Annotated in this window: 15 protein-coding genes; 8 read left to right on the forward strand and 7 right to left on the reverse strand. The window is 58.8% G+C overall.

Annotated features, from left to right (window positions below; all coding sequences use genetic code 11):
- Positions 1 to 21: 21 nt before the first annotated feature.
- A complete protein-coding gene (locus FS804_RS20605) occupies positions 22 to 1,791 on the reverse strand; it encodes a diguanylate cyclase (protein ID WP_144578790.1) in 1,770 nt (589 codons plus the stop codon).
- Between the two features lie 439 nt (positions 1,792 to 2,230).
- Here FS804_RS20605 and gnd point away from each other — a divergent pair, with 439 nt between their 5' ends.
- The 3 genes from gnd to FS804_RS20620 all read left to right on the forward strand — a co-directional run bounded on the left by gnd (position 2,231) and on the right by FS804_RS20620 (position 6,168).
- The gene (gene gnd / locus FS804_RS20610) at positions 2,231 to 3,235 is read left to right on the forward strand and encodes a phosphogluconate dehydrogenase (NAD(+)-dependent, decarboxylating) (RefSeq protein WP_144578731.1); all 1,005 of its coding nucleotides are present in this window, start codon (positions 2,231 to 2,233) and stop codon (positions 3,233 to 3,235) included.
- 11 nt (positions 3,236 to 3,246) lie between these two features.
- Positions 3,247 to 4,617, forward strand: a complete 1,371-nt coding sequence (zwf, locus tag FS804_RS20615; RefSeq protein ID WP_186376935.1) for a glucose-6-phosphate dehydrogenase — start codon at positions 3,247 to 3,249, stop codon at positions 4,615 to 4,617.
- A gap of 147 nt (positions 4,618 to 4,764) precedes the next feature.
- Entirely contained in the window at positions 4,765 to 6,168 is a 1,404-nt protein-coding gene (locus FS804_RS20620) for an O-antigen ligase (protein WP_144578733.1), read from the forward strand.
- A 76-nt stretch (positions 6,169 to 6,244) separates the two neighbouring features.
- Here the strand turns inward: FS804_RS20620 and FS804_RS20625 are convergent, their stop codons facing one another.
- The 5 genes from FS804_RS20625 to FS804_RS20645 all read right to left on the reverse strand — a co-directional run bounded on the left by FS804_RS20625 (position 6,245) and on the right by FS804_RS20645 (position 12,526).
- Positions 6,245 to 7,828 carry a Na+/H+ antiporter gene (locus FS804_RS20625; RefSeq protein ID WP_144578734.1) on the reverse strand — a complete coding sequence of 528 codons (1,584 nt, stop codon included), beginning with the start codon at positions 7,826 to 7,828 and terminating at the stop codon, positions 6,245 to 6,247.
- Between the two features lie 115 nt (positions 7,829 to 7,943).
- The gene (locus FS804_RS20630) at positions 7,944 to 8,780 is read right to left on the reverse strand and encodes a DUF1206 domain-containing protein (protein WP_144578735.1); all 837 of its coding nucleotides are present in this window, start codon (positions 8,778 to 8,780) and stop codon (positions 7,944 to 7,946) included.
- 169 nt (positions 8,781 to 8,949) lie between these two features.
- Positions 8,950 to 10,929, reverse strand: coding sequence for an iron ABC transporter permease (locus FS804_RS20635; protein ID WP_144578736.1), 1,980 nt, complete (start codon positions 10,927 to 10,929; stop codon positions 8,950 to 8,952).
- A complete protein-coding gene (locus FS804_RS20640) occupies positions 10,926 to 11,783 on the reverse strand; it encodes an ABC transporter ATP-binding protein (RefSeq protein WP_144578737.1) in 858 nt (285 codons plus the stop codon). The genes FS804_RS20635 and FS804_RS20640 overlap by 4 nt, the downstream gene beginning before the upstream one ends.
- Entirely contained in the window at positions 11,780 to 12,526 is a 747-nt protein-coding gene (locus FS804_RS20645) for a helix-turn-helix domain-containing protein (protein WP_063951773.1), read from the reverse strand. The genes FS804_RS20640 and FS804_RS20645 overlap by 4 nt, the downstream gene beginning before the upstream one ends.
- 283 nt (positions 12,527 to 12,809) lie before the next feature.
- On the opposite strand from FS804_RS20645, the gene FS804_RS20650 reads away from it, so the two are divergent.
- The 5 genes from FS804_RS20650 to FS804_RS20670 all read left to right on the forward strand — a co-directional run bounded on the left by FS804_RS20650 (position 12,810) and on the right by FS804_RS20670 (position 18,626).
- A complete protein-coding gene (locus FS804_RS20650; protein WP_063951774.1) occupies positions 12,810 to 15,005 on the forward strand; it encodes a TonB-dependent siderophore receptor in 2,196 nt (731 codons plus the stop codon).
- Positions 15,006 to 15,040: 35 nt separating this feature from the next.
- Positions 15,041 to 15,874, forward strand: a complete 834-nt coding sequence (locus FS804_RS20655; protein WP_063951775.1) for an iron-siderophore ABC transporter substrate-binding protein — start codon at positions 15,041 to 15,043, stop codon at positions 15,872 to 15,874.
- A 140-nt stretch (positions 15,875 to 16,014) separates the two neighbouring features.
- Positions 16,015 to 16,629: a siderophore-iron reductase FhuF gene (gene fhuF / locus FS804_RS20660; RefSeq protein WP_246665913.1), complete on the forward strand. Its 615-nt coding sequence runs from the start codon at positions 16,015 to 16,017 to the stop codon at positions 16,627 to 16,629.
- Positions 16,630 to 16,806: 177 nt separating this feature from the next.
- Complete coding sequence (locus FS804_RS20665) at positions 16,807 to 17,268, forward strand: DUF4126 family protein (protein ID WP_063951777.1); 462 nt, start codon at positions 16,807 to 16,809, stop codon at positions 17,266 to 17,268.
- Positions 17,265 to 18,626, forward strand: a complete 1,362-nt coding sequence (locus tag FS804_RS20670; protein WP_063951778.1) for an FAD-containing oxidoreductase — start codon at positions 17,265 to 17,267, stop codon at positions 18,624 to 18,626. Before FS804_RS20665 ends, FS804_RS20670 begins: the two co-directional genes overlap by 4 nt.
- Positions 18,627 to 18,650: 24 nt before the next feature.
- Here FS804_RS20670 and FS804_RS20675 read toward each other — a convergent pair whose 3' ends face one another.
- A complete protein-coding gene (locus FS804_RS20675; protein WP_063951779.1) occupies positions 18,651 to 19,169 on the reverse strand; it encodes a hypothetical protein in 519 nt (172 codons plus the stop codon).
- Between the last annotated feature and the right edge of the window lie 304 nt (positions 19,170 to 19,473).

Consider the following 19,473-nt stretch of genomic DNA (forward strand, 5'->3'; position numbering starts at 1 on the left):
TCAGGGAGGACGATCACCACGTCAAAGCGTGTCGAGTGACACCCACTTGTTGCGGCCGCCCTGTTTAGCGCTCAGCAGGGCAGCGTCGGCGCGCTCCAGGACGCTGCTTACGGTACCGCCGGCAGGCGCGGTTGCGATACCGACAGAAATCGTGACGGGGTCAAGCAGGCGGCCGCGGTAGTTGAACGGCGCTTTCTCGACGGCGCGTCTCAGTTTTTCCGCAATCTCTTTCGCGGCCTCAATATCCACTCCCGGCATCAGCACCGTGAATTCTTCGCCCCCGAACCGGAACAGGTCTCCCGCGCCGCCCAGAGCTTCGGAGAGAACCTGTGCAACATACTGCATCACGGCGTCGCCGGCATCATGGCCGAAGCGGTCGTTGAAACGCTTGAAATGATCGATATCGAGCATCAAGCAAGCGATCGGCTCCTCCGGCTTTTCAACATGCCTGTTCAGAGCCTCATCCAGAGAGCGGCGGTTTGCAAGCCCTGTCAGCGCATCCTGTCGGGCCATCGAAACCAGTCGCTGTCGCAGTTGCAGGTTGGCGACGGCAAGGCCGATATTTTCCGCAAGAAGCTCCAAATATAGTCGCTCTGTCTCGAGCGTATCGTTTCGCATCGGGATTTCGAGATACAGCAGGCCAACGGTTTCGCCGAGCGCCGTCAGCGGAATGCAAAGCCCGGTGCCGGAATTCTCCTTCAGGTGGTGGCAGACGACATCGTCGCCGTCGGGATTGCTGACGTGGGGTCGTCCGCGGCGCAGCGCCCAGCAATCGTCGATCAAAAAATCCGGAGCGGAGAAGGCAGGATCGGACCATTGGCCGCTGGACTGAAGGAGCGAACTGTTTTCCTTCAACACGAGCAGGCGTCCGGCGATGGCGGGAAAAATCTGCGGCATGAACCTCGACACCACATCGGATAGCTCAGCCTGGTTCTGGCATGCCTGAATCCGATGCATCATCTGCAGGATCAAGTCTTTGATGCGTTGGTTTTTACGATGTTCCGCGTCGAGGCGCGCCCGCTCAAGCCCGTTGCTGCGGAAAATCCTGATGGCCTGGTTCATCTCGCCAATTTCGTCACGACGCCCTTCGTCGGGCACATCGATGCTGTAATCCTGTCTGGCAAGACGCATGACGATGTTGCTCATCCTGATCAGGGGCGCGGCCACCCGTCTGCTCAAGACAAAATAGAGCACGGCCAAAAACATCAGTGCCGTCAGCGCCAGCATGACTTTCGCAATCGATCCGTAGAAGTCGCTACGGCTCTTCGCCTCATCAACCGCTGCCTGCGTGCGTGCCGACACTGCTTCTCTGAGGTCTGCAACGCTTCTCAAAAGGCCGGTGTGGAGCTGATAATGGTCGTCACCGAAAAGGACCTGTTGCGCATCGGCCTGGCGACCAGAGCGGTAAAGGCCGATGGCGTCGCGCTCCTTGCTGTCCAGTGCGTCGGCGTCTTTTCGTATGGTCGCGAAAAGAGCCTCCTCCTGAGGCGACGCACCGCGCTTGGCGAGTTTGTCCAGGGCCGTTTCGAGGTGGTTTTCCTGGTCTTCCTCGACGTAGAATCTGGCCAGATGTCGCTCGTCGCCGCGCATGACGTAGAGCCGCGCTTCCTCGGTACGCTCGTCCGCTATGATTGCAATCTCTTCAGCGAGATCATCCAAAATAAGATGATCCTCGATTGCCGTGCGCTCTTGAGACGCGTTTCTTGCCGACAGAATGAATGTGGTCGCCGACACTGTCGTGAGTATCAGGGTCACAGCATATGCGAGGTTTGTGATGGTGCTAAGCCGCATGATGGCGCCAAATGCTCGCCGCATGGCTTGGCAACCGGATGCGGCGGGTCCAGTTTCAGGGTCGGATCCTTAACGTTCGTTGTAGTCGAGTAGCCCGAAAAGTCCAACGCAAGCTGCCGTTTAAATTACCAAATCTTTAGTTGTGTGTCTTTTCGCGAATACCTAGCTTGTTGGTGAGGCCGCAGCCGATTTCAGATAAGGGCAGGAACCGGCAAGCCCGTCTCCTGTTCTTGTCCCGAATAGACCCTTTCCCACGGTCGAGATTTGCAAGATGATCTTTCAGTTCCGCAACAGCCTTCACCTTCTTCCGTGTAATCTGCTTGCCGCGAAACTGTGCGCAACTTGTCTGTCGGATTGCGGAGGTGTCGAGGGTCAAGAACTTTCGCGTTCGCCCCGGCGAATGAACTAGCAGCAATGAATGCACAAAAGGAGTGTCAGCATGCAGATCGGAATGGTTGGGCTTGGTCGGATGGGCGCAAATATGGTGCGCCGCCTTTTGAAGCAGGGTCACGAGTGCGTGGTTTTCGACGTCAATCCCGGGAATGTCGACGCATTGGTGAAGGAGGGAGCAACCGGTGCGACCTCCCCGGGCGACCTCGTCGGCAAGCTGTCTTCCCCGCGTGCCGTCTGGCTAATGCTGCCCGCCGCCATCACGCCAAAGATTGCCCGTGACTTCGCCGGAAAACTCCAGGCCGGCGATGCGATCATCGATGGCGGGAACTCATTTTACCGCGATGCGATTGATCTTGCCGCTGAGTTCGCGCCTATTGGCATCGATTTCATCGATGCCGGCACATCCGGAGGCGTCTGGGGACTCGAGCGCGGTTATTCCCTGATGATCGGTGGACCCGTTGATGCGGTGAAGCGGCTCGATCCGATATTCGCCTCTCTTGCACCTGGAGCCGGTCTTGGCATCGCAGCCGATCCCATTACGGGAACATCGCCGATGGGCTATCTGCATTGCGGTCCATCAGGGGCAGGGCATTTCGTCAAAATGGTCCATAATGGTATCGAATACGGCGTCATGGCTGCGTATGCGGAAGGTCTAAATATCCTGAAGGCTGCCAATGCGGGCACTCAGCATCGTGAGGCGGATGCCGAAACGGCGCCGCTTGCCCATCCGCAATATTACCAGTTCGACTTTGATCTTCCCGCCGTGACCGAGGTCTGGCGGCACGGCTCCGTCATCAGCTCCTGGCTGCTCGACCTGACGGCGGAGGCGCTGAAACAGGACCCTCATCTTGACCAGTACGGCGGCCGGGTGTCCGATTCAGGCGAGGGGCGCTGGACATTGCAGGCGGCAGTCGAAACAGGCGTGCCGGCGCCCGTTCTGGCATCCGCCCTGTTTGAACGCTTTTCGTCACGTGGGGAGGCGGAGTTTGCTGGTAAGGTGCTCTCGGCGATGCGCAATGCCTTCGGTGGCCATCTCGAAAAATCCAAATGAGAGTACCTGCGATGAACAAGCAGCGATCTGACGTCCTTGTGGTGTTCGGCGCCACGGGCGATCTCGCCTACAAGATGATCTTTCCCTCCCTCTACGCCATGGTCAAACGTGGCGCACTGGCAACGCCGATCATCGGTGTTGCCTTCGATGACTGGTCGCGCGACCAGCTGTTAAAGCGTGCGCGTGACGCGGTCGCGAGCCATGTCGACAAGATCGATGAGGCTGTCTTCGCAGAATTTGCGTCGCAACTGGATTATGTCTCTGGCGATTACCGCAATGACGCAACGTTCGAAAAGCTGCGGTCGGCCCTGAAGGATCACCATCGCCCACTTTATTACCTCGCCATTCCGCCATCGCTGTTTGAAACCGTCGTGACAGGCCTCGATCGAGCCGGAATAGCGGCCTCGGCAAGGTTGATGGTGGAAAAGCCATTTGGCCGCGACCTCGGCACAGCTGAGGCGCTGAACAGGGCGTTGCACAAGGTGTTCGACGAGGATGCAATTTTCCGCATCGATCATTTCTTGGGCAAGGAGGCTATTCAGAACCTTCTTTATTTCCGGTTTGCCAATGCCTTTCTGGAGCCGGTCTGGAATCGCAATTACGTTGAAAGCGTGCAGATCACCATGGCCGAGGATTTCGGCATCAAGGGGCGTGGCAAGTTTTATGACGAGGTTGGGTGTATTCGCGACGTGATACAGAACCATCTGATCAATGTCCTGCTTTTGCTCGCAATGGAGCCGCCGGCCACAAGCGCGTCAGATGATCTGGTCGATGAAAAAGTGCAGATCCTGAAGGCCATGCCCCCGCTTGGTCCCGCCGACGTCGTGCGTGGACAATTCAAGGGGTATCTTGAGGAGCCGGGTGTCGCACCCACATCCAGCCGCGAGACCTTTGCCGCCGTCCGGTTTCGTGTGGCGACGTGGCGATGGAACGGCGTGCCATTCTACATCCGAGCCGGGAAGAATCTGCCTGCCCACGCAACCGAAGTCGTGGTCCGGTTCAAGCGCCCGCCGATCTCCCTTTTTAATGATGTCGAAACAGCACCCGCCAATTACCTCCGTTTCCGGTTGGGCCCCGACATCGCAATTGGTATCGGCGCCCGTCGCAAGGCCGCCGGGGATGGCATGCTAGGCGAGGCAGTGGAGCTGGCCGCTGTCGATGACGGCGCTGGCGACATGGCGCCGTATGAGCGGCTGATCGGCGATGCGATGGCCGGTGAGCGGCAACTTTTCACCCGCCAGGATGCCGCGGAATTGGCATGGAAGATTGTCGAGCCCATTCTCGATGATCCCGCCATACCCCCATTTTACGATGTCGGGAGCTGGGGACCGGCGGAAATGGCAGATTTTGCTCCCCCGGGTGGCTGGGTCGATCCGGAGTAACGGCGAGGCAGACACTAAACCCGCTCGATCATAAGCATGATGGCCTTTCCACCTATCCGTTTATTCGGAATAACTAAAAAATAGGATTTACCCGGGATATTGATGTCACCGAAATAGATGATCGGCACGACAGAGAAGAATCCCGACATGCAAGCAGCCCACGACGACCCGACCCGTGGAATTTGGCGGAATACACTGTTTTTCGTGACGTTCCTCTATTTCACGGTCGGTTTCTCGCCCTATATGTCGCTGTCGACGACTTACCAGGGTACCGCGGCGGCGGAGGGCTCAAACCTTCTGAACCAGCTCACCGCAGTCATCCTCCTCGTCAGTCTCCTTGTCTTTATGATCAAGGAGCAGTCCTTCTCCCTGGTGTTCACGCCGCGTCTGCTTATGGCTGCGATCTTCGGCTGGTATGCGTTTACGTCGTTGACTGGTAACGCACCCGTTTTCTCTCTGCGGCGTCTCGTCATGTGCGCCATCATATGTGTGCTTGCGGGCTGCTTTCTGCAGTTGCCACGCACGGAAAGGCATTTCGCCACGCTGCTGGCCATCGGTGTGTCGATTATCCTTTTCCTTTGTTATTTCGGCGTCCTCGTCCTGCCATCGCGATCGATCCATCAGGCCAGCGATGCGCTCGAGCCGCTTCTGGCGGGTAACTGGCGCGGCGTCTTCCAGCACAAGAACGAAGCTGCCTCCGTCATGGCAGTGTTGATCATCGCAGCCATTTATCTCGCCAAACGCTGGTCATTCATCGGCGGTGTGGTGATGTTGATCCTCTCGATGATCTTTCTTGTCAAATCGGGAGGTAAGACAGTGCTCGGTCTGGTTCCCATCATCGTCGGAACCGGCTGGTTCATCGTGGGGTGGCCCCGCTGGCGCTACATCACGGTGACGCTGCTTCTGGTTGTCTTCACCGTCGTCGTGATGGGTACAACGATCGATCCGGTGTTTAATCAAATGCTGACGAATATGGGGATCGACGCGAGCTTCACCGGCAGAACGGATGTCTGGAACGTCGCGATCGATTATATGAAGCTGCGACCGATGCTGGGTTATGGCTACCAGGCCTTCTGGCGCAGTGACACCTTGCTATCAAGCCTGACAGAGAACACCTGGGCAACGACCGCGCCATCAGCACATAATGGATATTTCGACCTCGTTCTCATGGGTGGTATTCCCGGCCTCGCGTTGGTGATGGTGTGGATTTACATCCTGCCGCTCCATTATCTTGGCAAAATGGATGGCGATACCCGCAAAAGCCCGCTGACAAAGCTTTATGTCGGCATCTGGCTCTATGTGTTGCTCTATGGCTTTCTGGAGACCCTTTTCCTGCTCAGCGCGGGTTTCGTCTGGTTCTTCCTTGTGGTGGCGATTATGGGCCTGCGTCTGCAGGCGAATGCCAGCCTCGTCGAAGTCGAGGCAAAGCCACGGTCTTTTGGGGTTGCTGGCGCTGCGGGCAGGGCTCTGTTACCGGCCCTCCAATTACCCATCTCGCGAAAGACGCTCGAAAATGCGCGGCCACCGGGCAACTGGACGCGGAAAAAATAAAGTCTGGAATTTTGCCGGAGCCGCCGGCCTTTGAGCGAGGCGGTCTTTTCAAGGTTGAGCGAGGGTGAGACGGGCACTAGGCCTTGGCGGACAGTGCACTGAGTTCTTCGAGATCCAGATCGTGCTCGAGTTCTCTCAGTGTTTCGTCATCGATCTTGCCTTCGCGGCGGAGGCGAATGAGTTCCCGCCTGCCCGCGGCGACAGCCTGAAGAACAACGTCGAAGTGGGCATGCAGAAGCGGCGAATACTTTTCGGTACTTTCGGCGTATCTGACGCTTGCGGCCAGCCGATGTTCGTATCGTTTCAAAAGTTGCGGGTGGATCAGTTCTCCGTGTTCATCATAAGCGAGTGCCTGGACAGTATCGAACTGGACCTGCGCCATGGAGGCTTCGGCCTCGCTCATCGTCATCGGCGCGCGCTCCGGCTCGATATTGCCAAGCCCCGCCCAGGCAATGATCCATTCAAGCGTCGTTCCCTGTATAAGAACGGTTCCCAGAATGACGGCGAAAGCCGTGATAAGAATGAAATCACGACCCTGAAAATCTTCGGGCAGGCTGAGAGCAAGCGCCAGCGTGACCACACCGCGCATGCCCGCCCAACCGAGCGCCGTTGCGCCTCCTGCTCCAAGCGGCACCGAGCGAGCGATTTTCAGACTGTGGAATAGTCTGATCACGAAATCGGACGCGAATATCCAGACAAACCGGGCGACAACGAGCGTCAAGAGGATCGTCACTGCCGGGAGGGCCATGGAGCCGACAACGGCGCTAAACCCGCCTCCACGTTCAACGACAGCTCGCAGCGATAGTCCAATCAGAATGAAGACCATCGCTTCCATCAGGAAAACAAGCACATTCCAGAATGACGTGCCGCGCATCCGCGTCGCGGCAGACAAGACGGTGTGCTGATGCCATGATGCAATTAATCCCGCGGTCACCGTGGCGATGACGCCCGATGTTTGCATCTGCTCCGCAAGGAGATAGGCGGCCCACGACAGGATGGCGGTTGCGGCGATCATCAGATATTCGTCTCCCAGATGCCGCACCAGCTTCACCCACGCAAAGCCGACGACAGCGCCGACCGCAGCGCCGCCCACGGCCAAAAAAACGAACGCAGCCAGTGCATCCGTGGTGCTGAACGTACTGCCGGCTGCCGCCGCCACCGCAAAGCGGAACAGCACAAGCCCGCTTGCGTCGTTCAGAAGGCTTTCACCTTCCAGAAGGATCTGGAGTCGTCTGGGTATCTTGACCCTTTCCAGCACGGCACGGGCCGAAACCGCGTCAGGAGGCGAAACGATTGCCCCAAGAGCCGCGCAGGCGGCCCACGGGAGGGAAGGCATCAGCAGGTGAACGACAATGCTGACGACTATTGTCGTGAACAGCACAGCGCCTATTGCCAGCGACGCAATTCCAAAGACGTGCCGCCTGAGCCGATCGACGGCGATCGACCAGGCGCCATCGAGCAGCAGGGGTGGTAGAAATATGACCAGGACCAGCTCCGGATTAACGGAGATCGTGGGCAGGCCGGGCAGGAATGCCAAAGTCCCTCCGCCCACCACTAGCGCTGCGGAGGGCGGCAGGCCCATGCGATGTGCAATGTAATGCAACACGATAATAGCGAGAAACATTGCTATCACGAGTTCGAACAGATGCGTGCCGTCCATATGCGTCCCCTAAAACCAGGTCTGAACGCTATGAAAAGACCAGTTTCGTCAAAATGCAACGGCCCTGGCGATTACCGGTATGACGGTGTCTGCGGCAATCCTTGAACCCGTTCATCTACAGGCGCTTCACCGCCGAGACAGCCGCTTTTCCGTCCCGTTTGATGTCAGAAAGGGAGGGGCCGCGGACGATGCGATATCGCGCTTCCACAAGATTATAAACACCGAATGCCGCAAGGCCCGCGGCGACGACCATGTAGACAAGCGAGCCGAACGGAAGCTGGCGGAGCCATTGCAAGGCATCCGACATGCTTCCGGCCTGGTCAGGATCTACTCGGAAGCCAGCATAGGTGAAAAGGATGCCAGTGACGGCGAAGACGATGCCACGTGCGACCAGCCCGTAAACGCACACCCAACTGGTGATATTTTTGTCCTTCGGTAGTCGAAGGTACTTCTCGAATCTGCGTGTGATCCCCTTTGTTGCGGTGACCGCGCCGCCGCCGACGAATCCCAATCCGACCGCAATCGCAAGGTAAGGCCCGAACGGCTGGGACATGATCCATTGCGCCAGGCCCTTTTCGCCTGATGCTTCGCCGCCGCCGCCTGCGGAGATGGCATGGCCGAGCGCGTAGGCCGCGAGGCCGAGATAGGTTATCGCGCTGCCGAACAGCGCGGCTCGTATTACGATGGCCTTGCCCGAGTTTCCGTGGCCGTCGCTATCGCCAAAGGACTGGGCGATCCTCCACGCAACGAACCCGAGAAGCCCGATCCCCATCAGCGCAACCCACACCCGTCCGAACGGTTGGTCGAGAAGCGCTGCTAGCGCCGACTTCGTATCGGCTTTTTGATCCGCAAACCCGGAAAACAGTGCAAGGCCAGCGACAAGAACGAACACGATGCCCCGAGCGGCGTATCCGATTTTCGCAAGCAGTTCAAAGTGGGTGTTCGTTGACATTGTGTAAGCCAGTCGATTTCGAGGGACCGACCCTGAACGCCTGAGAAGCCCAAAAGTTTACACGCCGCACTGAAAAATGGCTTTGCCGCAACAGGTCCCGTCTCTCGCCTTCGCTAGGACGCCGGATGGATAAATGCGCGGCGATGCGGGTTGAGCCCTTCCGTTCAGATCACGACGACCGTGAGCGCGATCCGGAACGGAGCAGCAGCATGAAAGCGGGTGCACCGATAATCGCGGTAATGATGCCCGCCGGAAGTTCGAGCGGTGCGATAACGCTGCGACCGACCATATCGGCGAAGGCCAGTATCACAGCGCCAAGGACCATCGCGACAGGCAGGCTTTTGGCATGGCGCGCTCCGGTAAGAAGTCGAGCCGCGTGCGGTGCGAGCAAGCCAACGAAACTGATGGCCCCGATGGAAGACACGGCGATTGCCACGGCACTGGCGGCATAGAGCATCGCATATTTGCTCGCGTTCCCTGTCGAGAGCCCTAGTGAGCGGGCCTTTTCGTCTCCGAGCAAAAAGGCGTCGAGATGTCGATTGAACAGCAGGCCGATAGCCGACAGCGCGAATACCCATGGCATCAACACGAATGCGTCGGCGTAGCCACGGGCGTGCGTCGAGCCGATGAGCCACGAAAGCGCCTGAGCCGTTTGCAAGCGAGCCTCCACGACAATGATCGTTGCGGCCGCACCCAGGCTCGCCGCGATTGCGACACCAGCGAGAACCAGTTTCTCCGGCGAATACTTCGGAGCCAGCATCCGGAGCAGCAGGAGGACGGTGATGGCCCCGGCCAGAGCAACCACCTGGAATGCTGGCGTTGCGGGTGCAAGTCCCAACAGAAGAGCGACGAGGCTGAACAGCGCTGCTCCCTGCGTCAGGCCCAGCGTCTCGGGACCGCAGAGCGGATTGCGCGTGACCGCCTGAATGACGGTGCCCGCCGCACCCAGCAATGCGCCGCAGCCGAGCGCGACCAGAAGGCGAGGGGCTCGCAGGTCGAGGTTTCCCCTCACCTCTGCGATTGTGAGGGATACCCCGTCGCCTGTCGCAAGACTTGCCACTATCGCAATCAGGCCCAGGGCGGCAAGGGCTGCAACGGCGAGGAGAAAAGGCGGACGCGCAACGCCGATCGGCAACCCGATGCGGCGCTCTCCTCCGATTTTTGCCGTCCGCAGCAGGAAGAGCATGACGGGTGCGCCGAAGAAGGCAACCGTAACGCCTGTGGGTATGGTCGTGCCATTGCGCGCGAAGGATTGTGTCGCCAAATCTGCGAGAAGCAAAGTGTTCGCTCCCCAAACCATCGAAAGCGGCAGATGGCGATGATGCCGGGTTACACCCAATGCGCGCAACACGTTTGGAACGGCAAGGCCGATGAAGCCGATGGGCCCTGCAAGGGTAACGGCGCAGCCGCAAAGAAGAACGCCGATGAGCAAACCCGAAAGCGTGACGGTCCGTGTCAACCCGAGGCTGGCAGACGCCTGGTCGCCCAACCCCAGCAAGTCCAGCGCGCGCGCCATCAGCATGAGCGTCAGGAGGGACAGGAGCACGAAGGGGATTGTCGTTGTGACCTTGGCCCACCCGGTCTGGTCCAGGATACCGGAGGACCAGAGCAACAAACCTGACGCCCGTTCGTCGGCAAGAAGCACGATGGCCGATGATAAGGCGGAAAAACAGAGTGATACGGCGACGCCGGAAAGCGCCAGCCGGCCCGGCGGCGCCTGAAAGCCGCCTGCCAGCGCAAGACACGCGGCCGCGCCAGCGAGGCCGCCTGCGCTTGTTGCAAGGATGGGTGGCAGAGCCAAGGGAAGCAGCAGGGTCGATACGATGAGGAAAAGCTGCGCGCCACTGGTGACGGATAAGATGTCAGGTGCCGCCAAGGGGTTCTTCAGGACCGTTTGAAGAACCGAACCTGCCAGCGCAAGGGCCGCGCCAGTCAATATTGCTGCAACCACGCGGGGCGCCCGGGTGGTTTCCAGAATTGCCTGCGCCAGCGTAGGAGGACGTGTCGGAAAAAGAAACACATCCCACCAGCCGAGCAGCCGGCTTCCCGCTCTCAGTTCAAGCGCTGCCAGGAGCAGCAGAAGGATCACGCCGAATGGCCAGACAAGGGCTGGAACCGGTCGCGAAATGGCTTGGTGCGACAAATTCATGATTGAGCCGAAGACGGGTGGGCCCGCCTGTTGCCAGCGCCGACCCAGTCGACCATGCAATAGGTCCGACCGCTTCCGTCGGGATGTGGAACGAGGTCGACGTGGCACTCAAAAGCTTGCTGCAACAGGTCAGCCCGAAGCACCTGATGCGTCGGCCCAGCGGCGAGAACCTCGCCCTTTCGCATCAGGATGACGTCACTGGAGATGTCCATGACCTGATTGAGGTCGTGAAGCACCGCGATGATCGTCAGTCCTTCCTCGAAATTGAGTTTGCGCAGCAGGGTCAGCAGCTCGGCCTGATGTCTGATGTCGAGAAAACTCGTAGGCTCATCAAGAAAAAGGATACGCGGTTCCTGCGCCAGAGCCATCGCCAACCAGGCCCGCTGCCTTTCACCACCGGAGAGGGTCGTGAGTTGGCGCGCACGCAGATCTTGAAGACCGACGCGAAAAATGGCGCTTTCGATGATTTCGCGGTCGCGTGACGACAGGCGTCCCAGCCATGGACGATGAGGATAGCGGCCCTGTTCAACGAGGTCCTCGACGCTCAGGCCGATTGGAATCTCTGGGGTCTGGCTCATGACGGCAACCTGGCGCGCCACGTTGCGTCGAGACAATGCCGCGAGCGGTTGTCCGGACAAGCGGACTTCGCCCTCCGTCGGCTGCTCCAGCCCGGCAAGGCATTTGAGCAGCGTACTTTTACCTGAGCCATTCGCGCCGCATATTGCGGTAATACGGCCCTCAAATGCGTTTGCATCGACCTTCCGGAGCGCTTGAGCTTGATCGTAGAAGACGCTGAGACCAATCGCCTGAGCGGCGATTGTCTCAATTTTCTGTTTGCTTGCGAGCCCCGTCATCCCGCAACCTCGCGCATGGCTTTGCGCAGAGAGGACAAGCTGCGGTAACCGACGTCTGCGGCAGCCTCTTCCAGGCGCGCTCCCTCTGCCTGGCGACGCATGACATGCGCCATGCGCAAGCGACGCCGCCATTCGGCAAAACTCATGCCCGTCTGAACTCGAAATTTCCGGGTCATGGTGCGCCGGCTCATGCCGAGATTGTCTGCCCAGCGATCTATATCAAGATCGAGCGATGGGGTCTCCGAAAGATCCCGACACAGCCGCTGCAAGCGCTTGTCACTGGGCATTGGCAGCGCAAAAGGACCCTCCTGCGCATTGGCGATTTCTTCGAGGATCAGCGCTGCCAGATGGCCGCCGCGGCCATTTTCGTCATAAAGAGTTGGCTCGTTCAGAAACGCTCCAACCGTGGCAGAAAGCAGCGTAGAGGTCGAGATGACACGTGTCGGCTCCCACGGCATGGCGATCCCTGGGTCCGGCTCGATATAGACCGACTGCATGGCGACCCGCCCGTGTGAATGGACGGCATGCGGTAGCTCTGGGGGTATCAGCAAACCATAGCCGCAGGGGATGATGAATGAGCTATCAGGGGTGCGGGCTGTCATGAAGCCGTCGATGATCTGCAGCAATTGCCCCCGGCGATGGCTGTGCCAGCCAAAATCGACGCTTTGCTCATAGGTCCGCGCCATGGCTGCCACAGGCCGCTGCACATGTTGAAGGTCGGCTGCCCTTTGCGGCTGTTTCATCGTGTTTTCAGGCAATAGAATTCCTCATAGCGCTATCGCGGCGGCGCCCATGGAAGAGACCCATAGTCGCGCGGCTTCAGCTTTTCAAAGGGGAACGTTGGCCCGATGAAGAAAAATAATAGAATATGAGATAATCAGGCCATTAAATGGCCCGACAACGCCCGATTTTGACCTGACAATGCTGATAAAAAAAGTCTAGTTAAGCGGCCAAGCGTGCGGGATTTGAAACACGACGGACAGTCCGGAGTACCCTTTGCGCAGTATTCCTATCACAGGTCCTCGAATGCAGAACACCGTCCTTCGCCATCGCACAACAACCGGGCACATCACCAGACAGCGGCTCCTGTTTTTCGTGTCAGGCGTTGCGTTAAGCGCCCTCATCCTGTCGCCTCGGGTTGTCGAAGCGCAAGAGTCAAATGGGTCCACCGTGCTCGAGCCGATCGTCGTCCAGGGAAAGTCTGCGGCAAAAGGGGCGCGTGTCGAACAACGTGGCTACGTGGCGACGCAATCGGCATCAGCCACCAAGACCGCTACGGCGATTGCCGAGACACCGCAATCCATCTCTGTCATCACCCGTGGCGCGATGACGGATCGAGCCGTGCAGACTGTGGCGGATAGCCTGCTTTATAGCGCAAACGTCAATGGCCAAAGGTACGGTAACGATCCTCGCTCCGACTACTTCAGCATTCGCGGCTTTAGCGCCGATCTTTATCTCGACGGTTTGCGCGTGCCACAGATTGCGAACCAGACAGGAGGCTATGCCGGCTTTCGCGTGGAGCCCTATTTTCTCAATCGTGTGGAAGTGCTGCGCGGACCAAGCTCGGCACTCTTCGGACAAACGAATGTCGGCGGCGTGGTCAACATGATCAGCAAGGATCCATCGGAGACCGCTGGCGGAGAGCTCTACAGCCGCTTCGGAAGCTACAATCAGAAGGAGGCCGGATTCGACGTCACGGGCCCGGTCGGTGCTGATTCCGATCTTACCTATCGCCTGGAAGGTATGATCCGCGACAGCGATGCAATGAATGATTTCGGCAAGAACGACCGCGTCGCTATCAGCCCGACGGTCAAGTGGTCGCCGAATGAAGAAACGAGTCTCACGGTTTACGGCGCCTATATGAAGGACGATGCAGGCCAGGTCCCTTCGCTCATTCCGGCCGTGGGAAGCATCTTTCCCAATCGTCTCGGTTTAACGATACCGCGAAGCTTTTCCGACGGAGATCCCTCGCTTGCGATCTACGACAAGGAAAGTGCCTACATCGGATACAGGTTCGAACACGCGTTTAACGACGATCTCGTTCTACGCCAGAATTTTCGCTACTCCTACCTCGACGTCAATTACCAGAACCTGTTCGGCAATGGTCTTTCGGCCAACCAGCGCACGCTTTCAAGGCTCGTTTACAACGCGCAGCCAACGCTCAATGCGGTCGCGCTCGACACTCATCTCGAATACAAAGTCGACACGGGGCCGATCAGCCATACGCTTCTCGGCGGTGTCGATGTGCAGTGGCAAAACCTGGTCAACCGAACGGGATCGCGCAGCGGCCCCACTCTCGACCTCTTCAATCCTGTCTACGGAATCGGCGTCCAGCCAGCAACATTGACGACGCATCTGGACCAGACACAGCGTCAGGTGGGTTTCTACCTGCAGGACCAAATGGAGCTTGGTGGCCTTCGTCTCACTCTCGGCGGACGCCAGGACTATGTCAGTAACGATTCCGACAGCACCGCTCTTTCGAACGGTCTCACGACACAATATCGGCAAGACGATCGGGCCTTCACCGGAAGGGTCGGCGCCGCCTATGTCTTCGAAAACGGCTTTGTCCCCTACGCTCTTTATTCGACATCCTTCTCGCCGGTGCTGACATTGGCGCCGACGCCGCTCAAGCCCACCAAAGGTGAGTTGAAGGAAATCGGCGTAAAATACGCGCCGCAGGGCGAGGATTTCAGCCTTACCCTTTCCGGTTTTGAGGCAACGCAGCAGAATGTCGTCAATCGTGTAGCGGGCGTCTATTACCAGACGGACGAAGTGCGTGTGCGCGGTATCGAACTAGAGGCCAATGCAACGCTTTGGGACAGCCTCAATCTGACGGCCGCGGCAAGTTGGCAGGATCCTGAGGTAACCGAGAGCCAGACGTCGGCCCAGATCGGGAAAATGCCCTACACCGTGCCCAAGCAGCAGCAGTCACTGTTCGTCAGCTACGATCTTCCGACGCCGGATAGCTGGGAAGGTAAGCTGACAGTCGGCGCTGGGGTCCGCCACGTCGGCAAGAGTGCAGGGGACACGGCCAACTCATTTTTCGTTCCCGGTTACACGCTGGTCGATGCCTTCGCCAGGTACGAACACGATCGCTACTCCTTCCAGCTCAACGGTTACAATCTCGGAGACAAGACCTACGTCGCCGGTTGCAACACCCCCACGCAATGCTATTACGGGCAGGGTTTGACTGTCGTGGGAACAGTGAGTGTTAAGTGGTAGCGAGTATTGGGAGACGATCGTTTCTAGGTGGCACGGTGGCTTTGCTCGCCGCGAGAACGGCGCTCGCCGCTTCAGGAGCGTCGCGCCTGGTGACGCTCGATTGGACGGCGACCGAGATTGCTCTTTCGCTTGGCATGTCACCGGTCGGGTGTGCGGAAATTGCCGGCTATAGAACATGGGTCGATGTCGCAACTGAAGGCCTTTCCGGTGCCGCTGATGTCGGAAGACGACAGCAGCCCAGCCTTGAAGCGATCCGCAAACTGCAGCCTGACGTCATCTTGACGTCGCGTTACCGGCACGCGTCCATCGCCGATGCGCTGGGTGAGATCGCTCCGGTCCATCTGATTGACGATCAGGAAAGCGACGGTGATATGCTGGCGAGTGTCTATCAGAGCGCCCGTCAGTCGGGCGCTGCCCTGTCCAGATCGGATGATGCCGAAAGGCTGCTCGCTAGTTTTGACGGTGAGATCGAAAACTTGAGATTACGCCATGCCGGGCAGGTGGCAGGCCGCAAGCTGGTCGTTGCGCAACCGTTGCCGGGCATTCCGCGGTTGCGGGTCTTTGCTCCCAATGCCGCAATTTCCGGCCTTCTGCGGAAAATCGGTTCTGCCGATGGCATTTCGATGTCAGCTCAACCCTTTGGTTTCACAACAATCGATCTTGAGGGACTTGCTTCTGTTGAAAACGACAGCACCTTGTTCATCCTTGGCGATTCCGTTCCGGCTGAGCTCCTCAATGCTTCGCTCTGGCCTATGTTGCCGGTCGTTGCGCAGGGAAATGTCCGTTTAACAGGGACGCCATTCTGGCCGTTCGGTTCCACGGCCTCGTTGCAGCATCTCGCTCGCCAGATCGTCGCGCGGCTCGTTTAGACTGGCGGAAGCGTATGCGAAGGTCAGCGGTTCTTGGCGAATTGCTCGGGCAGTCGGCGTATTCGGGGTGGCGAGAGTTTTTCCGGCGCAGACGGCCGACCGATCTGGCTTTCACTGAATTTCTGGAGCCCGATTGTCTTTTGGCGGTCCTAAATGGTTACGGTCGCCGCCACGGGTCGGACGCGCCCATTGCCGCCGTTGCTGGTGAGTGGTCAAAGCGGTATTTCGCAAAGGTGATGAGACCGATCGCTACCGCCGCCATGTTGCTGGATTGGCGCGTACCTCTGACACCGGCAGACTTGAGCATCGACTTAAGCACTGAAGGGGAGATCGTTTCGCTCGGGCTGTCTGATTTCGGTCGCCCTGTTCGAGCGAAGTCCGCTGAGGACCGTTTCGCCTTTTTGGTCAGCGGTAATATCGAAAGCCTTATCCGAGCGGTTTCTGAGGTGAGCGGCCTTTCGCGCAACGTTCTATGGTCAAACGCCGGCAACGCTTTCGAGGGAATCGCGCGCAATTACGCGAGGGACGATCGTTGCGCCGGTGCAGGGGTGGCGGATGCGTTGGAGTTGCTGGAATCGCCTCATATGGCCGATGGCTCGCGCAATCCGCTTTTCAGACCTATCGTCTACCCTCAAGCCGACGGGCAGCCGGAGCGGCTCCGCCGCGTCTGTTGCATCCGGTATCTGATTGATGGACTGGATTACTGCAAGACGTGCCCCTGTCCGGTGCCTGTCGACCAATCTGCCGTGCCATGATACCGTTGCGATCTGTCCGACGGGTTACGGCAAGTCGAGGGTCAATAAGGCACGCCGTTGCTGGCGATCTGCGGCCTTCGTTTGAAAGTAACGATTGAGAATGGGTCAGACGGGGCATTGGACTGGCAAGCGCTTATCAACGGTGCGCCGCGGCACGATCTAGCTTAGGGGATCTGAATGCTCATTCTTCTCGCAATGCTGATAGGGCTTGTCGCCGGTCTTCGCACCATGACTGCCCCGGCCGCCGTCTCCTGGGCCGCTTATCTTGGGTGGTTTGATATTTCCGCGAGCCTTCTCTCCTTCATGGACTCGCTCTGGGCGGTCGCGATTTTCACTGTTTTTGCCATCCTAGAACTTATTGCCGACCAGCTTCCCGGCACGCCATCGCGCAAGGTGCCCGTTCAGTTCGGAGCACGGGTTGTAATGGGCGCTCTCAGCGGCGCGACGATCGGCGCAACAACAGGAATGGTGGTTCCAGGGCTTCTCGCGGGGGGCGTCGGCGCTGTCTTGGGAACCTTCGGCGGTGCATCCGTCCGCGCTAACCTCGCCAAGCGTTTCGGCCGCGACATGCCTGCCGCCTTGGTTGAGGATGCGGTTGCCGTGGTACTCGCATTGATCGTTGTGGTGTCCGTGTCATGAGGGAGTATGACGCGATCTTCATTGGGGCCGGTCAGTCCGGACCATTCCTCGCCGCCCGCATGGCGGCGATGGGCCGCAAGGTGATCCTGATCGAACGCAAATATCTTGGGGGCACCTGCGTCAACGCCGGATGCATGCCCACCAAGGCGTTGGTCGCGAGCGCCAAGACCGTGGAGGTTGCGCGGCGTGCCTCTGAATTCGGCGTCACCATCAACGGCGAGCCGAAAGTGCACATGCCGGCCGTAGCGGCCCGCGCCAGAAAGGTGACTCTTGATGCGAGAGACGGTCTTGCATCCTGGTTTGACAGTCTGGAGACGATGGATGTGATACACGCCCAAGCCAGGTTCACTGGTAAGAAGACCGTGACGGTGGGCGAGACAAGCTACACCGCACCGCAGATTTTCATAAATGTGGGCGCGCGGCCTCACATACCGGATATTCCCGGGTTGAAGGATGTGCCCTATCTCACGAGCACTTCCGTGATCGCGCTTGAGGAATTGCCGAGACATCTGATTGTTCTCGGTGGCAGTTACATCGGACTGGAATTCGCCCAGATGTATCGGCGCTTTGGTGCGGAGGTTACGGTCATCGAGCGAGGGCAGCAACTGGCGCCCAAGGAGGATGCTGATATTTCTGACGCCATCGCCAATATCCTGAGCGGCGATGGCATCAAGGTTCTTATGAACCACAACCTTCTATCCATCACCAAGGAAGAAGCGGGCGTCGTCATACGGACCGACCAGGGAGAAGTCCGTGGGAGCCATGTCCTGGTCGCCCTCGGACGGCGGCCGAACACCGATGATCTCGGTCTCGATCTTGCTGGGATCGAGACTGACCGGCACGGTTTCATTACGGTGGATGAGCGCTTGCAGACAACCGCAGAAGGCGTTTGGGCCCTTGGGGACTGCAACGGGCGAGGCGCATTCACGCATACGTCCTACAACGATTTCGAGATTGTGGCGGCAAACCTTCTTGATGGCGGCAACCGAAAAGTTTCAGACCGCATCCTCAGTTACGGGCTCTACATTGATCCGCCGCTCGGGCGCGCAGGCATGACGGAGAGTCAGGCAAAGGAAGCCGGGCACCGGATCAAGGTCTCCACTCGCCCGATGAGCCGCGTAGGCCGGGCGGTGGAGAAAGGCGAGACGCTCGGCCTCCTGAAACTCGTCGTCGACGCCGACACCGACCGGATACTCGGCGCTGCCTTCCTCGGCGTTGGAGCTGACGAAGCAATCTACGGCGTGCTCGACGCCATCAACCTTGGGGCCACAACTGAAGAACTGCGCTGGGCGGTGCCAATCCATCCGACAGTGGGCGAATTGGTGCCCACTCTCATCGGTGACCTTAGCGAGACCTGACGTCCACCCGGCCTGCCATGCGCCTCAGCGGGTTGCGCCAAATATGAAGCCGGCGAGCAAGCCTAAAAGCATAGCCCTGGCCGGCTGTGCCCGAATGCGGACACGCAGGCCCTCGGCGATACCCTGGCTTTCCGCTCGCAGGACACGAACCGATGCCGATCCGATCTCAGTCACATTGTCGCTCAGCCTATGGAACTCCGCTCGAATGGCGGCCAACTCTTCGGTAGGTGTCGGGCTGGCTGCGCTAGCGGTTTGGCTTCTAACGCTCGCCAAGGCCACGTCTACCAATGGCGCATCAGTATCTACCCGATCATTCAAAGCGGATGATGCGGTGCTCTCGGGTAGCCTTGATGGTGCAGCAGAAGCGTCGCTATCCTGGAGTGGCGCGGTCGCTTCAGGGTCTGGTTGCGAAACACCGGAACCGGGTGGGTGCTCGATGGCTGGCTGATGGTCAAATTCGCGGGCTTCAGACGATTTCGGTATGGTCATTTGTTTCTGCCTTGCTTGGTAAGCCGCAAAGTGGTCGCAGTCGTCGCCGAACATGCTTCTCGCGCTCTTGTTCCCGGGCCTTCTGGAGAATTGCGGTTCTTTCAAGCGTTAGTCTTCGTCTTCCGCCGATGAGAGTCCCTGCGAAGCCTGGCTTGCCCCGATTTGTAGATGGATTCTTACTGAGATCGGGGCCGCCGAGGGCCCGGCCAACCTGCGTGATGATGACGTGTCTCGGAGCGGTCCTCACAGTTTCGGGCAATCGCTCATGCGATTACGTCGTTCTGGACGTGTTCCAGCACATCAAAATGATCTACAACCAAAACGCAAAGCACATCAGGAACAGGATGCCTCCGCCCGT

Origin of the sequence: Agrobacterium sp. DE0009 (assembly GCF_007680755.1) — a bacterium.
In the GTDB taxonomy this organism is placed as follows: Bacteria; Pseudomonadota; Alphaproteobacteria; order Rhizobiales; family Rhizobiaceae; genus Agrobacterium; species Agrobacterium tumefaciens_B.

Bases quoted from the DNA above. Each gene is read 5' to 3' on its own strand.
- FS804_RS20645 (WP_063951773.1), bottom strand. From the start codon at position 12,526: ATGAAACAGCCGCAAAGGGCAGCCGACCTTCAACATGTGCAGCGGCCT.
- gnd (WP_144578731.1), top strand. From the start codon at position 2,231: ATGCAGATCGGAATGGTTGGGCTTGGTCGGATGGGCGCAAATATGGTG.
- FS804_RS20640 (WP_144578737.1), bottom strand. From the start codon at position 11,783: ATGACGGGGCTCGCAAGCAAACAGAAAATTGAGACAATCGCCGCTCAG.
- FS804_RS20670 (WP_063951778.1), top strand. From the start codon at position 17,265: ATGAGGGAGTATGACGCGATCTTCATTGGGGCCGGTCAGTCCGGACCA.
- FS804_RS20635 (WP_144578736.1), bottom strand. From the start codon at position 10,929: ATGAATTTGTCGCACCAAGCCATTTCGCGACCGGTTCCAGCCCTTGTC.
- FS804_RS20675 (WP_063951779.1), bottom strand. From the start codon at position 19,169: ATGTTCGGCGACGACTGCGACCACTTTGCGGCTTACCAAGCAAGGCAG.
- FS804_RS20650 (WP_063951774.1), top strand. From the start codon at position 12,810: ATGCAGAACACCGTCCTTCGCCATCGCACAACAACCGGGCACATCACC.
- FS804_RS20665 (WP_063951777.1), top strand. From the start codon at position 16,807: ATGCTCATTCTTCTCGCAATGCTGATAGGGCTTGTCGCCGGTCTTCGC.
- FS804_RS20625 (WP_144578734.1), bottom strand. From the start codon at position 7,828: ATGGACGGCACGCATCTGTTCGAACTCGTGATAGCAATGTTTCTCGCT.
- FS804_RS20630 (WP_144578735.1), bottom strand. From the start codon at position 8,780: ATGTCAACGAACACCCACTTTGAACTGCTTGCGAAAATCGGATACGCC.
- zwf (WP_186376935.1), top strand. From the start codon at position 3,247: ATGAACAAGCAGCGATCTGACGTCCTTGTGGTGTTCGGCGCCACGGGC.
- FS804_RS20605 (WP_144578790.1), bottom strand. From the start codon at position 1,791: ATGCGGCTTAGCACCATCACAAACCTCGCATATGCTGTGACCCTGATA.
- FS804_RS20620 (WP_144578733.1), top strand. From the start codon at position 4,765: ATGCAAGCAGCCCACGACGACCCGACCCGTGGAATTTGGCGGAATACA.